The organism is Cupriavidus sp. 05T41 (genome assembly GCF_056396525.1).
The window spans coordinates 176711-191225 of the sequence record NZ_JBFTLQ010000011.1 but is presented as its reverse complement, the minus strand read 5'-3'; the positions used below and the strand labels follow the sequence as shown (position 1 = coordinate 191225).

11 protein-coding genes and 1 riboswitch are annotated in these 14515 nt (G+C 68.7%); of the genes, 8 read left to right on the top strand and 3 right to left on the bottom strand.

All coding sequences use genetic code 11. The features are described 5' to 3' along the window. From AC1DKV_RS09735 to AC1DKV_RS09705, 7 genes are all read left to right on the top strand, one after another. Positions 1-987, top strand: a 987-nt coding sequence (locus AC1DKV_RS09735; protein WP_477137598.1) for a magnesium chelatase ATPase subunit I, incomplete at its 5' end; no start/stop codon positions are given. Positions 988-1154: 167 nt separating this feature from the next. After that, positions 1155-1658 carry a vWA domain-containing protein gene (locus tag AC1DKV_RS09730; protein ID WP_441615060.1) on the top strand — a complete coding sequence of 168 codons (504 nt, stop codon included), beginning with the start codon at positions 1155-1157 and terminating at the stop codon, positions 1656-1658. 550 nt (positions 1659-2208) lie between these two features. Then, a complete protein-coding gene (locus AC1DKV_RS09725; RefSeq protein ID WP_441615058.1) occupies positions 2209-3072 on the top strand; it encodes an IclR family transcriptional regulator in 864 nt (287 codons plus the stop codon). Between the two features lie 24 nt (positions 3073-3096). After that, positions 3097-4038 (top strand): dihydrodipicolinate synthase family protein, encoded by a 942-nt coding sequence (locus AC1DKV_RS09720; RefSeq protein ID WP_441615056.1) that lies wholly within the window; start codon positions 3097-3099, stop codon positions 4036-4038. Positions 4039-4137: 99 nt separating this feature from the next. Beyond that, positions 4138-4851: an SDR family NAD(P)-dependent oxidoreductase gene (locus AC1DKV_RS09715; protein WP_441615054.1), complete on the top strand. Its 714-nt coding sequence runs from the start codon at positions 4138-4140 to the stop codon at positions 4849-4851. 103 nt (positions 4852-4954) lie between these two features. After that, positions 4955-6127 carry a mandelate racemase/muconate lactonizing enzyme family protein gene (locus tag AC1DKV_RS09710; protein ID WP_441615052.1) on the top strand — a complete coding sequence of 391 codons (1173 nt, stop codon included), beginning with the start codon at positions 4955-4957 and terminating at the stop codon, positions 6125-6127. A 187-nt stretch (positions 6128-6314) separates the two neighbouring features. Next, positions 6315-7298, top strand: coding sequence for a Bug family tripartite tricarboxylate transporter substrate binding protein (locus tag AC1DKV_RS09705; RefSeq protein ID WP_441615050.1), 984 nt, complete (start codon positions 6315-6317; stop codon positions 7296-7298). Positions 7299-7393: 95 nt separating this feature from the next. Here the strand turns inward: AC1DKV_RS09705 and AC1DKV_RS09700 are convergent, their stop codons facing one another. From AC1DKV_RS09700 to AC1DKV_RS09690, 3 genes are read right to left on the bottom strand one after another with little or no spacing between them, the layout of a single operon-like run. Next, positions 7394-8452 (bottom strand): HoxN/HupN/NixA family nickel/cobalt transporter, encoded by a 1059-nt coding sequence (locus AC1DKV_RS09700; RefSeq protein WP_441615048.1) that lies wholly within the window; start codon positions 8450-8452, stop codon positions 7394-7396. Between the two features lie 29 nt (positions 8453-8481). Beyond that, positions 8482-10002, bottom strand: coding sequence for a PepSY domain-containing protein (locus tag AC1DKV_RS09695; protein ID WP_441615046.1), 1521 nt, complete (start codon positions 10000-10002; stop codon positions 8482-8484). A gap of 11 nt (positions 10003-10013) precedes the next feature. Then, entirely contained in the window at positions 10014-12266 is a 2253-nt protein-coding gene (locus tag AC1DKV_RS09690) for a TonB-dependent receptor (RefSeq protein ID WP_441615044.1), read from the bottom strand. A 125-nt stretch (positions 12267-12391) separates the two neighbouring features. Continuing rightward, positions 12392-12649, bottom strand: a riboswitch (cobalamin riboswitch). Between the two features lie 291 nt (positions 12650-12940). Here AC1DKV_RS09690 and AC1DKV_RS09685 point away from each other — a divergent pair. Beyond that, entirely contained in the window at positions 12941-14497 is a 1557-nt protein-coding gene (locus AC1DKV_RS09685; protein WP_441615042.1) for a methyl-accepting chemotaxis protein, read from the top strand. Positions 14498-14515: the final 18 nt, after the last annotated feature.

Here is a 14515-nt window from a genome sequence, read left to right as displayed (position 1 = left end):
GGCCAGCAGCGCCTGCAGCAGGCGCTGCTGCTCGCCGCGGTGGACCCCGGCATCGGCGGCGTGCTGGTGAGCGGCCCGCGCGGCACCGCCAAGTCCACCGCCGCGCGGGCGCTGGCCGAGCTGCAGCCCGAAGGGCAGTTCGTCACGCTGCCGCTGGGTGCCAGCGAGGAACAACTGACCGGCACGCTCGACCTGGGCCATGTGCTGCGCCAGAGCGAGGTGCGCTTCGCCCCCGGCCTGCTGGCGCGCGCGCACCAGGGCGTGCTCTACGTGGACGAGGTCAACCTGCTGCCCGACCATCTCGTGGACCAGTTGCTCGACGTGGCCGCCAGCGGCATCAACGTGGTGGAGCGCGACGGCGTCTCGCACCAGCACGAGGCGCGCTTCGTGCTGGTCGGCACCATGAACCCGGAGGAGGGCGAACTGCGCCCGCAATTGCTGGACCGCTTCGGCCTGGCGCTGACGCTGGAGAACTGCACCGATCCCGCGCAGCGCCAGGCCATCGTCCGCACCCGGCTGGCCTTCGACACCGACCCCGAAGCGCTGCGCGCGCGCCATGCCGGCGCGCAGGACGCCTTGACGCGCCAGGTGCATGCCGCCCGGGCCGCGCTGCCGGCACTCGCGTTCAGCGACGCGGTGCACGAACGCGTTGGCCGCCTGTGCCTGGACGCCGCGGTGGACGGTGTGCGGGCGGACCTTGTGATGCTGCGTGCGGCACGCGCGCTGGCTGCGCTGCAGGGCGACGCGGCCATCGTGCCCGCGCACGTGGACACCGTGGCCGAACTGGTGCTGCATCACCGCCGGCAGGTGCCGCCCGAACCGGGTCGCGCGCCGGGCCACGAACATGCCGACGACCGCAGCGAAGCCAGCCCCGCCGCAGCGGGCTCCGCCAACCCCTGGGGCGCGCTGCCGCCACCCGCGGCCAGCACGGCGGCGGGCATCGCACCGGTCAAATCCGTGAGGCCGCTGCCCGCAAAAAAAGCCTGAGCCACCGGCAGGCCGCCGCCGATTCCCGGCAAGGCGGCAACCGGTGGCAAGGCCCCCGCTTCTCCGCGCCAGGCCCCTCGCATGGCCGCCTGAACGGCCAGCGCATCCACTGGCCGCGCACGCTCGCCGCCAAGCGCACCGCACCGCTCGCGCCGGGCCACCTGCGCATGCGGGCGCAGCAGGCGCAGGCGGGCGTGCTGCATTGCTTCGTGCTGGACTGTTCCGCCTCCATGCTGCACGGCCGCCAGCTCGCGCTTGCCAAGGGCGTACTGCTGCGCCTGCTGCAGCGCGCCTACCAGGCCCGCGCCGAGGTCGCGCTGGTGTGCTTCGCCGGCACCCATGCCGAAGTCCGCCTGCAGCCGGCCCGCGCCCGGCCGTGGAGCGAAGCGTGGATTCGTCCCATCGCCGGCGGCGGCGGCACGCCGCTCGCGCTCGGCATGCAGCGCGCGGGCGAGCTGCTGGCCCGCGCCGCGCGCCGCCGTCCGGCGCAGCAACGCTGGCTCTGGCTGCTCAGCGACGGCCGCAGCCCGGAGCAACCCGTGCGACCGCACCGGGCGGACGCCGTGATGGTGGTGGACTTCGAGCAGCAGGCGGTAGCGCTGGGGCGGTGCCGCGAGCTGGCCGCGGCCTGGGATGGGGAGTATTTGCTGGCGCAGGCGCTGGTCGCCTGAATGATCGGCTGTCCGCGCCGACGGCATTCCCGGGGCCGGGCGCGCAGGCCGGCTACAGATCTGCAGTTGGGTGGAAGTGGATTCCTGTACCGCCAGTACGCACCGGTTTCGTCCCGGGCTTGTTTCGAGCCACGGCCGCGACGGCATGGCTAAGTGGAAACCATTAGCGGTTCGTCCTTGCTCCTGCCTGAATCCAGGTACTAGAATATCCTACATCGCGAATAAGAATTCGCAATCCGAATATTTAGGTGATGCACGGGTGATGCACGGGTGAAGCACAGATGAAGCGCAGGTAACTCGTACATGCGGCACAAGCCGGCAAGATGACCGGCGGGGCGAGGTACCACATGCGTTTCCAGAATTTTTTTTCGTGTTTAATTTGCGAATAAAAATTCGCAATCCGAATTAACCAGCCGCGATGGCGTATCGGCACTGAGGTGGCACTGAGATGGCACTGAGGCGATAGGCATGCGCGGTTTATCAGCGAGGGCTTTCCTCCGTCAGTTCGACGAATTAAAATTCGCATTCCGAACTAACAGTGGAGATTGACATGGCACCCGAGAACACAGTCCGTTCCGCATCGAAGGCGAGCAGCGCGGGCGACGCATCGAAGAACACGGTGCAGTCGCTGGCGAAGGGCTTCCGCATTCTCGAAGCGTTCTCGGCACAGGAACCCGAGCTGACCATGGCCGAGGTGGCGCGCCGCGCAGGGCTGGACAATGCCACCGCCTTCCGCTTCCTCAATACGCTGGTGGACATCGGCTATGTGCAGCGCGTGCCGGACACGCGCCTGTTCCGGCTGTCGCTCAAAGTGCTGGACCTTGGTTTCGACGCCATTGCCCATGCCGACCTGCGCACGCGTGCAAGGCCGATCCTGCGCGCGCTGGTGGGGGAGATCAATGAAGCCGCCTCGATTGGCGTGCTGGATGGCGCGGACGTGCTCTACGCAGAACGTGTGCAGGCCGGGCTGACGCGGCTCGGGGTCGATATCCGTATCGGCAGCCGGGTGCCGGCGTATTCCACGGCGGTCGGCTACGCCATCCTGGCATCGCTGCCACGGGACACGCAGACCCGCGTGCTGGACGCGCAGCCGCGCCAGAAGCTGACCGACCACACCCTCACCGAGCTCGACATCATTCTCGAGCGGCTCGAGACAGTGCGCGCCAAGGGTTACGCATTGTCCGACCAGGAAACCGTGTCCGGCCTGTACGTGGTCGCCGCACCGGTGCTGGACGTGGACGGCGTGCCGCTTGCGGGCCTGAGCGTGGCCGCACCGGCGATGAATACCTCGCTCGACGATTTCGAATCGACCACGGCGCCGGCGGTAGTGCATGCCGCTACCGAACTGGCCCGTGCGTTGCAACCCTCCGGAGGCTTCATTCCGCCTTCCTTATCGCCAACCTTGCGCCGCTAGCGCCTGCTTCACCAGGAGACAAACGTGTCTGATATCAATTTCCGCGGCATCATCCCCGCCATCGCGGTCCCGTTCAACGCGGACTACAGCATCAATGAGCCGGAACTGCGCCGCTTTTCCCGGTGGCTCGGCGGCCAGGAGGGTGTCACGGCGCTGATGACCAACGGCCACACGGGCGAAGTCTTCTCGCTGACCCCGCGCGAACGCGCCGAGGTGACGCGTATCACCGCGGACGCCACCAAGGGCATCTGCCCGGTGATCTCGTCGATCGTCTGCGAAGGCATCAACGATGCCGTGGAGCAGGCCGGCTGGGCCAGGGAAGCTGGCGCCGCGGGACTCGATATCATGCCGCCGCACCACTGGCTGCGCTTTGGCTTCAAGCCCGAGCACTGCCTCGACTATTTCAACGCCATCGGCAAGGCCAGCGGCCTGCCGCTCGTGGTGCATATCTACCCGGCCTGGACGCGCGGCTCCTATTCGTCCGAGTTGCTCGCCGAACTGGCAAGGCTGCCTTATGTGAAGGCGTTCAAGATGGGCGAGCGCGAGATGAACAAATATGCGCGGGACATCAAGGAGATCCGCGCCGCCGACCCCACCAAGGTGCTGATGACCTGCCATGACGAATATCTGCTGTCGTCGATGGTGCAGGGCATCGACGGCGCGCTGGTCGGCTTCGCCTCGCTGATCCCCGGCCTGATCAACGACCTGCTCAAGGCGGTCCAGGCCGGCGACCTGCACGAAGCGATGCGCGTGCAAGCCCTGATCAATCCCCTCAAGGACGCGGTGTACGGCGCCGGCGAGCCGACCGGCGAAGCGCACGGCCGCATGAAGGCCGCCATGGCGCTGGCCGGCATCATCAGCGACGGCACGGTGCGCCCGCCAACCCACGCGCCGTCGGCTGCCGAACTGGCTGCCATCCAGGCCGCGCTTGCGCAGGCCGGCATTACCCAGAAGGCCGCGGCCTGATACTGCCGCGCCGATGCCCGGCCTGTGAGCGGCCCGCAGCCATGCGCGGCGGCGCCGCGGCGGCATGGTCGCCAGCGATGTGTTTTCGGGAGGGACCAGATGAGCCAATCGACGCAGAACCAGGACACGCCCGCGCAACCGGCAAGGCACGCCATTGTCACCGGCGCCAGCTCCGGCATCGGCGCCGCCATTGCCCGGCGCTTGCTGGACGCAGGCTGGCACGTGACCGGCCTGGACCGTACGCCGGTGGCCAGCAGCGAAGGTTTCAGCGCGATCGAAGTCGACCTGACCGACGCACCGCGGCTGGCGGCCGCTGTCGGTGCGCTGCCGCGGGTCGATGCCATCGTCCATGCCGCCGGCTTCATGCGCACGGCCGCGCTGGGCGAACTCAAGCCGGAAGACGGCGAGGGCATGTGGCGTATCCATGTGCAGGCCGCCTCGGTGCTGGCCAATGCGCTGCTGCCGGTGCTGCCCGACGGCGCGCGCATCGTGCTGATCGGCAGCCGCACCGCTGGTGGCGCACCCGCGCGCAGCCAGTACGCGGCAACCAAGGCCGCGCTGCTGGGCATGGCGCGTTCATGGGCGGCGGAGCTGGCGCCGCGCGGCATCACGGTCAACGTGGTGGCGCCCGGCGCTACCGAAACGCCGATGCTGAACGACCCCGGACGCAAGGGCACGCCGCCGCGCACGCCGCCCATCGGGCGCTTTATCCGCCCCGGCGAAGTGGCCGGCGTGGTGAGTTTCCTGCTCGGCCCGGACGCAGGGGCCATCACCGGCCAGCAGATCGTGATCTGCGGCGGCGGGTCGCTGTAGCGCGGCCAGGCCGCACCGAAGACAACGAGATACCGGATACACCGAACACCGGATACACCGAACACCGAACATACACCGCATACACCGAACACTGGAGATAGCCATGTCTGTGCGCATCATTGACGTCCGCGAGGTGACGAAGCCGATTTCGTCGCCCATCCGCAATGCCTATATCGATTTCTCGAAGATGACGACCAGCCTCGTCGCCGTGGTGACCGACGCCTTCCGCGACGGCAAGCGCGTGATCGGCTACGGCTTCAACTCCAATGGCCGCTATGGCCAGGGCGGCCTGATCCGCGAGCGCTTCGCGCCGCGCATCCTGGCGGCCGATCCGGGCTCGCTGCTGGACGACACCGGCACCAATCTCGATCCCGGCCGCGTGTGGGCCGCAACCATGTCCAACGAGAAGCCCGGCGGCCACGGCGAACGCTCGGTCGCGGTCGGCACCATCGACATGGCGGTCTGGGATGCCGTGGCCAAGATCGCCGGCAAGCCGCTGTTCGGGCTGCTGGCCGAGCGGCACGGCGTCAAGGCCAACCCGCGCGTGTTCGTCTACGCCGCCGGCGGCTACTACTACCCGGGCAAGGACCTGGGCGCCTTGCGCTCCGAGATGCGCTCCTACCTCAAGCGCGGCTACAACGTGGTCAAGATGAAGATCGGCGGCGCCAGCATCGAGGAAGACAGCGCGCGCATCGAAGCCGTGCTGCAGGAGATCGGCGCCGACGCACAGCTTGCCGTGGATGCCAACGGACGCTTCGATCTCGATACCGCCATCGCCTACGCCAAGATGCTGCGCGACTATCCGCTGTTCTGGTACGAAGAGGCCGGCGATCCGCTGGACTATCACCTGCAGGCCACGCTGGCCGAGTACTACCCGGGCGCCATGGCCACCGGCGAAAACCTGTTCAGCCACCAGGACGCCCGCAACCTGATCCGGTATGGCGCCATGCGCCCCGACCGCGACTACCTGCAGTTCGATTGCGCGCTGTCCTATGGCCTGGTCGAGTACGAACGCACGCTGGAAGTGCTGAATACGTTCGGCTGGTCGCCGCGCCGCTGCATCCCGCACGGCGGCCATCAGATGTCGCTCAATATCGCCGCCGGCCTGGGCCTGGGCGGCAACGAAAGCTATCCCGACCTGTTCCAGCCGTATGGCGGCTTCCCCGATGGCGTGAAGGTGATCGAAGGGCATATCACCATGCCAGAGCTGCCCGGCATCGGCTTCGAAGGCAAGGCCGACCTCTACGCCGAAATGGTGGCGCTGGCGCAGCCATGAATCGCCGCGCGTCGGGGACAAGGCGCCGCTGACCCGGGACCGAGAACCGCCATTGATGGCGGCACCGGGACCAACGGCAAGCGCACCGCGCTGGCCTTGTCGATCGATACCACGCGCCGCGGGCGCGCCGGGCCATGGCCCGGCCACCCGGCGGCATGCGCTTTCAGTCGAGATACAGGAGACAAAGATGCAATTGAACACGCTGTCCCGCCGGCTTGCCCGTCGCGCCGCCCAGGCGCTGCTGCTGTGCGCCGCCGCCATGGCCACCGCCGTTGCGCAGACCTATCCCTCCAAGGCCGTGCGCGTCATCATTCCGTTTCCGCCCGGTGGCCCGACCGACACGGTCGGCCGCATGCTGGCGCAGAAGCTGGCCGAGCAGACCGGGCAGAGCTTCATCGTCGACAACCGCCCCGGCGGCCAGGGGATCATCGGCGCCGATGCGGTTGCCAAGGGGGCAGCCGACGGCTATACGCTGCTGTTCAGCGCCTCCACCTTCACCACCACGCCGATGACGCTGAAGTCGTCGCCCTACGACGTAACGCGCGACTTCACGCCCGTTGCGCTGGTGGGCAAAGGCCCGCTGGCGGTGTCCGTCAATCGCAAGCTGCCCATCAACAACATCAAGGAGCTGATTGCCTATGCCCAGGCGCATCCGGGCAAGATGTCGTTTGCCATCGGCTCGCAGGCCTCCGCCGGCCACCTGTCGACGGAGATGCTCAAGCGCGCGGGCAAGATCGACTACCTGGTGGTGCCGTACAAGGGCTCTGCGCCGGCCTACCAGGACCTGATCGGCGGTGCCATCGACGGCTTCATCGATCCCGTGCTCGGCGCCCTGACATACCATAAGAGCGGCATGGTGCGCGTGGTCGCGGTGACCTCGAAGGACCGCCTGCCATCCATGCCCGACGTGCCTACCGTCGGCGAGACCGTGCCTGGCTACGAGTTTTACTCGTGGTACGGTCTGTGGGGGCCGGCCAAGCTGCCGGCGGAGGTGACCAGGCGGCTCAATGCCGAGGTCAACAAGGCGCTGTCTTCCGACCTGCGCGCCAGACTGGCAGAGCAGGGCTACCTGCTGTCGCCCGGGACGCCCGAGGATTTCGCGCGCTTCGAGAAGGAAGACATGGCCCGCTCCGCCAAGATCGTGGCGGAGGCGAAGATTCGCGCGGAATAGGGCGGACTTCGGCCCCAACTTCCGCCCCGGCTTCGGCGCCGACTTCGGTGCCGACGTCGGGGCGGACTTCGGGGCGGGATCGCGCCTGGCCGGTCTCACCCCATCCGCACCTCGATCTCGTCGTACCGGCGTACCCGGTACACCACCATCGACACCAGCCAGCTCAGCACGAACACGCCGATGATCACGTAGCCGAGCATGCCGAAGTGCGCGTTCAGCTCGCCAACCACGTCCCACAGGCCGCCTTCCAGGCCAAGCTTGTCGGCGATCAGGCCGAGCGCCTCGATGCCGCCGATCACCACCGCCACCACCACCGACACCAGCGTGATGGTCATGTTGTAGTAGAGCTTGCGGATCGGCTTGGTGAAGGCCCAGCCGTAGGCGCCGAGCATCAGGATGCCGTCGGTGGTGTCCACCAGCGACATGCCCGCCGTAAACAGCGCGGGGAACACCATGATGGTCCAGAACGGCACGCCCTTGGCGGCCTCCGCGGCGGACAGGCCGAACAGGGCCACTTCGGTCGCGGTGTCGAAGCCGAGGCCGAACAGCAGGCCCATGGGAAACAGGTGCCAGCTGCGGCTGGCAAGGCGGAACAGCGGGCGGAACAGCCGCGCAAGGAAGCCGCGGTTGTTGAGCAGCAGGTCCAGGTCTTGCTCCTTGAGCGCTTCGCCGCGCCTGACGGCGCGGAAGGCGCGCCACACCGAGATCAGGATCAGCAGGTTGAAGAAGGCCAGCAGGAACAGGAACAGTGCCGACACGCTGGTGCCGATCATGCCGCCCACGGCCTTCATGTCGGCGAAGCGGGTCTGCAGCGCGGCGGCGGCCACGGCGATGCCGATCGACATCAGCGTGACCACGGTGGAGTGCCCGAGCGAAAAGAAGAAGCCGACCGCGACCGGACGCTTGCCTTCCTGCATCAGCTTGCGCGTGACGTTGTCGATGGCGGCGATATGGTCGGCGTCCACGGCGTGGCGCAGTCCCAGCGAGTAGGCGAGCACGGCCGAGGCCAGCAGCATGGGGTGGTCGCGGAAGGCGGCCAGCGCCCAGATCCAGGCGCCGACATTGGCGGCGATCAGGAAGGCGTACAAGGCGATGACCTTGCGCCGTACGTCGGCGTGCTGGTCGTTGAAGATGCTGGCGAGGAAGCGGAGCATGGTCGGTTCTGTGATCTAGTGCGAATCGGTCAGCGTTGTGTCCCGGCGCGGCGACGGGGGCGGAACAGGCGCCGCCAGCCTATCACCACGCCGCTGACGGAGATGAGGAGCCCGGCGGCGGACAGCGCCCACACGGCAATGTCCCACGCGGGCCGGTGCCGCAGCAGCCAGCCCAGGTCCCAGCTGTGCGCCGCGTTGAACAGCCAGCGGTAGGCGCGCCGGCTGCCGTCGCTGCGGCCGAGCAGGCTGCCGTTGGTGGCGTCGAGATAGGCCCAGGTGGCGGCGGCGTCGTCGAAGCGTACCCGCAGCACGGGCAGCTTGCGCGGCTGGTGATGGCTGTACCAGTAGTCGTCCGGCTGCGTCAGCAGTTCGCTCCCGGCGATGCCGGCCCCGGGCACCAGGCTGGCGGCAGCTGCGGTGAGCCGCTCGCCGGTTGGCGCGAGCGCGGCGCCGGTATCGGCGCGATAGGCGAGGCCGTCCTGCGCCGCGGTCGCCACCAGCAGCACCGGCTGGCCTGCCTGCCACGTCATGCGGATTTCGCGCGGTCGCCCGGCGGCGCGCAACTGGCTGGCCAGCGCGCTGCCGTCCAGATCGGCAAAGCGCGGCAAGGTCTGTCCCGCATAGCGCTCGAGCGCGGCCTGGTCGAAATTCCGCCCCGGGAACCACTGGTTGGGGTTGACCGAGAGCCAGCCGCTGGCCAGCCATGCCAGCAGGAACAGCGCGCCGCCCAGCCCGGCGACATGGTGCCAGGCCATCCAGCCGTGGTAGGGCGAGGTGCCGCCCGCGCTGCCATGCGCAAAGCGGCGCTGCACGCGCAGCCGCAGCCAGCCGATCCAGATGCCGCTCACCGCCACGGCCATGCACACGCCGGAGGTCCACAGCACCACCTGCCGCCACAGCGGGGGATCGGCGCGCACCGGCGTGAAGTACAGCCAGTGCGGCACCGCGCCCAGCCAGTTCCAGAAGCGCTCGGCGCGCCTGGTGTCGCGCATGACTTCGCCGGTGCGCGCGGACACGTACAGTTCGGTGCCGGCATCGTCGTCCAGCGCGATGCGGTGCAGCGGGCGCCAGGCGTTCAGGCCGTTGGGCACGGTCCACTGGTCGCGCTCGGCGGTCTCGACCCAGCGTGCCTTGCCCACACGGGCGAAGCGCGCGGCGATGTCCTGCGCGGTGGCGGCATCCACCTGCCCGATGGGCGCGCCGTCGCGCGCGGAGACCGTGTGCGGCGTGCCGCGCCAGTCGACCATGCGGTAGACCGGCTGGGTGCCCATCATCTCCAGGCGCAGGCTGCGCGGGAAGCGCTCCAGGCCGGCGCTGGCCATGGCGGCGGCCGGCGTGACCCGCACCGCGGGCAGGTCCAGCGGCGGCAGGCCGGCGAGGCGTTCTGCATCGGTCAGCGCGGGAAAGGCCACGTACATCATGACCAGGCCCGAGAGAAACCACATCGCGATCAGCAGGCAGCCGGCGATGCCGGCCCAGCGGTGGATCAGGTAGAGCCAGCGTCGCGTGAAGCGCCAGCCGCGCTCCCGCCAGGACCCCGGGCGGCGCATCGTGGCCATGCCTAGAAGTAGAAGTTGGCCGACAACTCTGCCGCGCGCGGCCGCCCCAGCAGCCACTGCCCGCCGCTGTTGCCGGAGGTCTCGGCGTAGTTGCGGTTGAACAGGTTGTACACGCGCAGCGCCAGCGCCGTCTTGCGCGACACGCGCCACTGCAGCGAGGCGTCCACCACGGTGTACGAGGGCATGGCCGTGGTGTTGGCGTTGTTGGTATAGCGCCGGCCCACATAGCGCAGGCCGCTGCCCACCTGCCACTGCGGCGCGAAGGCCCAGGTCAGCCACAGGTTGGCCGCCTGCTGCGGCACGCCAGTCGGCACATTGCCGTTGCGCGAGACCAGCGCGCCGTTCACGCTTTCGGCGAAATCGTCATAGCGCGCGCGCAGCACGGTGCCGTTGGCGTCCACGCGCAGGCCGCGCATGAGTTCGATGCTGAGGGAGGCTTCCAGCCCGCGCGAGGACTGCTCGCCTACCTGCACCGTCAGCGCCGGGTTGCTGGCGTCGCGCGTGAGCAGGTTCTTCTTCACGATCTGGTACGCGGCGAAGGTCCATTCGCCGCGCTGGTCCCAGAACGATTGCTTGATGCCGGCCTCGATCTGCCGGCCGGTGGCGAGCTTGAAGTCCTTCTGCGCGTCCGAGGTGGTGATCAGCGCGCCGAGCGGATCGGTGGCGGTGGCGTACTGCGCGTAGACCGACAGCTTCGGCGTGAGCTCGTAGACCGTGCCGGCGCGCCACGTCACGTTGTTGAAGTTGCGGGTCCAGTCGTCGCCAGTGAGCAGGTTGCCGCGCTCGAGCTGGGCATGGTCGAAGCGCACGCCGCCTATCACCGACCACTGCTGCGTGAGCTTGAGGCGGTCCTCGCCGAACAGGGCGGCTTGCGTGGTGTGGGTGCGGTAGCGCGGCGAAGTGACCACCCCCGGCGGGCTGAAGAACTGGCCCGGATCGAACTGATAGGCGTTGACGGTGGACGTGCCGCCGTAGGGCGAGTTGTTGCTGTGGGTGAAGTTGATGCGGTTGACGTCGAAGCCCACCGTGGCGGTGTTGGCCATGCCGAACAGCTGCCCGTCGATCTTCAGGTCGGCGCGGTCGCCTACCTGTTCCTGGTCGTGCAGGATTTCCAGGTAGTCGGTGCGGCGCACCTGGCCGGAGGCGGGGAGGAAGGTGTAGGACTCGGCATCGCGCCAGTGGCGCTGGCTGGTGAGGTAGTAGAACTGGTTGCGCACGGTCACGCGTTCGTTCGGCTGCCATTGCGCGGCCAGGCGCGTCCAGCGGTCGCGGTAGGTGATCTCGCTGTCGCCCACGTTGTAGTTCTTCGTGCGCAGCGACGTATCCAGGCTGCCGTTGACCAGCGGCGTACCGAAATAGCGCATCGGGTGCTGGTCGCCGTCGTCATAGGACAGCGTGACATTGAACTCCGGCGAGACGTCGAGCCGCACCGCGGCGGATACGGCCACGTTGCGCGATTCGCCGCGTTCCACCCAGCCGGCGGAGCGTCCGTAGTTGACATTGAAGCGGTAGGAGAGGTTGTCGTTGACCGCGCCGCCGGTGTCGAAGGCCGCGCGCGCCGTCCGCTGGGTGCCGCCGGTGAGCTGCAGCTCGTTGGTGATCGGCGCGCGCATCGGCTTCTTGGGAATCACGTTGACCACGCCGCCGATGGCGCCCTCGCCATACATGACCGACGCCGCGCCGCGCAGCACCTCGATGCGGTCAACCGACCAGGTATCGAAGGGGAAGGTCACCGTGCCGGCCGCCACGTAGAGGCGCGTGCCGTCGTAGAGTTGCATCACCGAGCCCTGGCCCGAGAAGCCGCGCGCGGTCAGCGCGGTGCCGCCGTTGCCGGGGGCGCCGTTGGCGATGATGCCGGTGGCGCGGGACACGGCGTCGCTCACGGTCAGGTCGCCGCGCTCGCGGATCACCTCGCCGGGCAGCACCTCCACGCTGGCCGGGGTCTCGAGCGGCGTCAGTCCCAGCCGGCTGGCGGTACTGGCAGGTTCCGACAGCGACAGGCCGGGCAGCGCCGCCGCGCTGCTGATCACCACCGGCGGCAGCACGGCGGCGTCTTTCGGTGCCGGCTGCGCATGCGCGCGGCCGGGTGCTTCGGTGTCTTCGGCGGCCCGGGCGGCCTCCGCGCCGGCGCCGGCAAAGGCCCCCAGCGACAGTGCCAGCGCACAACCGCGGGCCAGCTTGCGGCGGGTGGGGGAAAACCGGGGCCGGACAGGGCCGGGCGGGGCGGTGCGGGTGAAACGGGAGCGCGCGGGCATGGACTTTCCATCGTGAGCCGCAGGCGACCCCGCCCGCGGCAATGAACGAACAAGCCACGGACGCGCGCGCAATGGCGCCGGGACGCATGCCCGGCAGCCTCACGCCTTGCCGCCCGTCCGCAGCCTCGGTGATCGTTCGCAAGGCCGGTATCCGGGCTCGCAGGGGGACGCACTGCCGCTTGGGCGCGTCCAGGGTGCCGCCTTCCCACGCGTTCCGACGCGCAGTGGCTGCCGCGGCCTGTGGGCCCGGCGTGACACCTTTCTACCTGCTGACCGTTGCGGGGGCAGCACAGGATTTGCCGCGCACATGGCGGCGCACCTGTTTCCCGTTTAACCCTCGCCGCGTGTCGCGCGGCGGGGGCACCTTCGAACCTGTTGCAATCCAATTGCAGGAGCAATGTGGAAAGCGACCGCGATTGTAACGGGATTTCTACTGTGCTTGCCTGGTGGCCTGGCCCTTCGTTGTGATCACGCACACCGGGGCGGTGGTGCACCGGGATGGCGATCTGCGGCGCGATTTTGGTGCTTTATGCGCCATTCCGTCCGCATCCTGGTGGCTTCTTGCGGAGATGCCGCACGCAGCGCTAAAGAAGACAAGGTGCGCTCCGATATCCGTGCATGCCGCGTGCCTTTTGCATCGCCGGCGCATGCCTGGATATAAAGCGAACCCTTCCATGAATCACCTGACCCTGCGAAAAAAGCTGTGGATCCCCCTCGTGCTGGCCTGGCTCGGCCTGCTGCTGCTGACCGTGACGCACGCCTTCCAGACCCGGCAACTGCAGATGGCGGACCGTCGCGGCGAACTGGCCAACGTGGTCGACATGTCGCTGTCGCTGGTGCGTGACTACGCCGAGCAGGCGCGCCTGGGCAAGATGACCGAAGACGAAGCCCGTGCGCAGGCCATCGCCCGCATCGCCGCGCAGCGCTACGGCAAGGATGGCTATATCACCATCGTCGGCGCGGATTCGGTGCTGGTGATGCATCCGATCAACGCCAAGCTCAACGGCAAGAACATGATCGACTTCAAGGATGCCAAGGGCAATGCCTTGTACGTCGAGATTGCCGCGCGTGGCGCGTCGCCCGAGGGCGCGGGACACCTGGACTACTGGTGGCCCAAGCCCGGCAGCGACCAGGCCAGCCCCAAGATCGGCTACGTGGCCCGCTACAAGCCGTGGGGCTGGGATCTCGTCGCCGGCACCTATATGGATGATGTGCAGGCACAGTTCCGCGCTTCCCTGTATCAGTCGCTTGGCCTGCTGGTGCTGCTCGGCATCGTGATCTCGGTGGTGGCCACGCTGCTGATCCGCAGCATCCAGCGCTCGGTCGGTGGCGAGCCCGCTGCGGCGGCGGCGCTGGCGCTGCGCATGGCCGGCGGCGACCTCACGGTGCGTGCCGACACCGCCCCGGATGACAATGCCAGCCTGATGTACGCCATCGGCCATATGCGCGACCAGCTTGCCGGCACGGTGGCGGGCATCCAGCAGTCGGCCGATTCCATCAGCGCCGCCGCGCAGCAGATCGCCGCCGGCAACACCGACCTGTCGAGCCGCACCGAGCAGCAGGCGGCCTCGCTGGAGCAGACCGCCGCCAGCATGGAGCAGATCACCGCCACCGTGCGCCAGAACGCCGACAACGCCGCCGAGGCCAGCCAGTACGTGGCCGATGCCGCGCAGATCGCGCAGCAGGGCGGCAGCGTGGTGAGCGAGGTCGTGGCCAAGATGCGCGGCATCACTGCCAGCTCGCGCAAGATCAACGACATCATCGGCGTGATCGACGGCATCGCCTTCCAGACCAATATCCTCGCGCTCAATGCAGCGGTGGAAGCCGCGCGTGCCGGCGAGCAGGGCCGCGGCTTCGCCGTGGTGGCCGGCGAGGTGCGCAACCTCGCGCAGCGCAGCGCGGGTGCCGCCAAGGAAATCAAGACCTTGATCGTGGAATCGGTGGGGCAGGTCGACAGCGGCTCCGCCCTGGTCGAGCAGGCCGGCCAGACCATGGCCGAGATCGTCAACGCGGTGGGCCGCGTGACCGCCATCATGGACGGCATCGCCTCGGCCACGGCCGAACAGCGCACCGGCATCGAGGAGGTCAACCGCGCGGTCTCGCAGATGGACCAGATGACGCAGCAGAACGCAGCGCTGGTGGAGCAGGCCAGCGCGGCCGCGGCCTCGCTCGAAGACCAGGCCGGCGCGCTGCACCATGCGGTGTCCGCCTTCCGCCTCGTGCCGGCATGAGTGCGCGGGCCGGGCGCG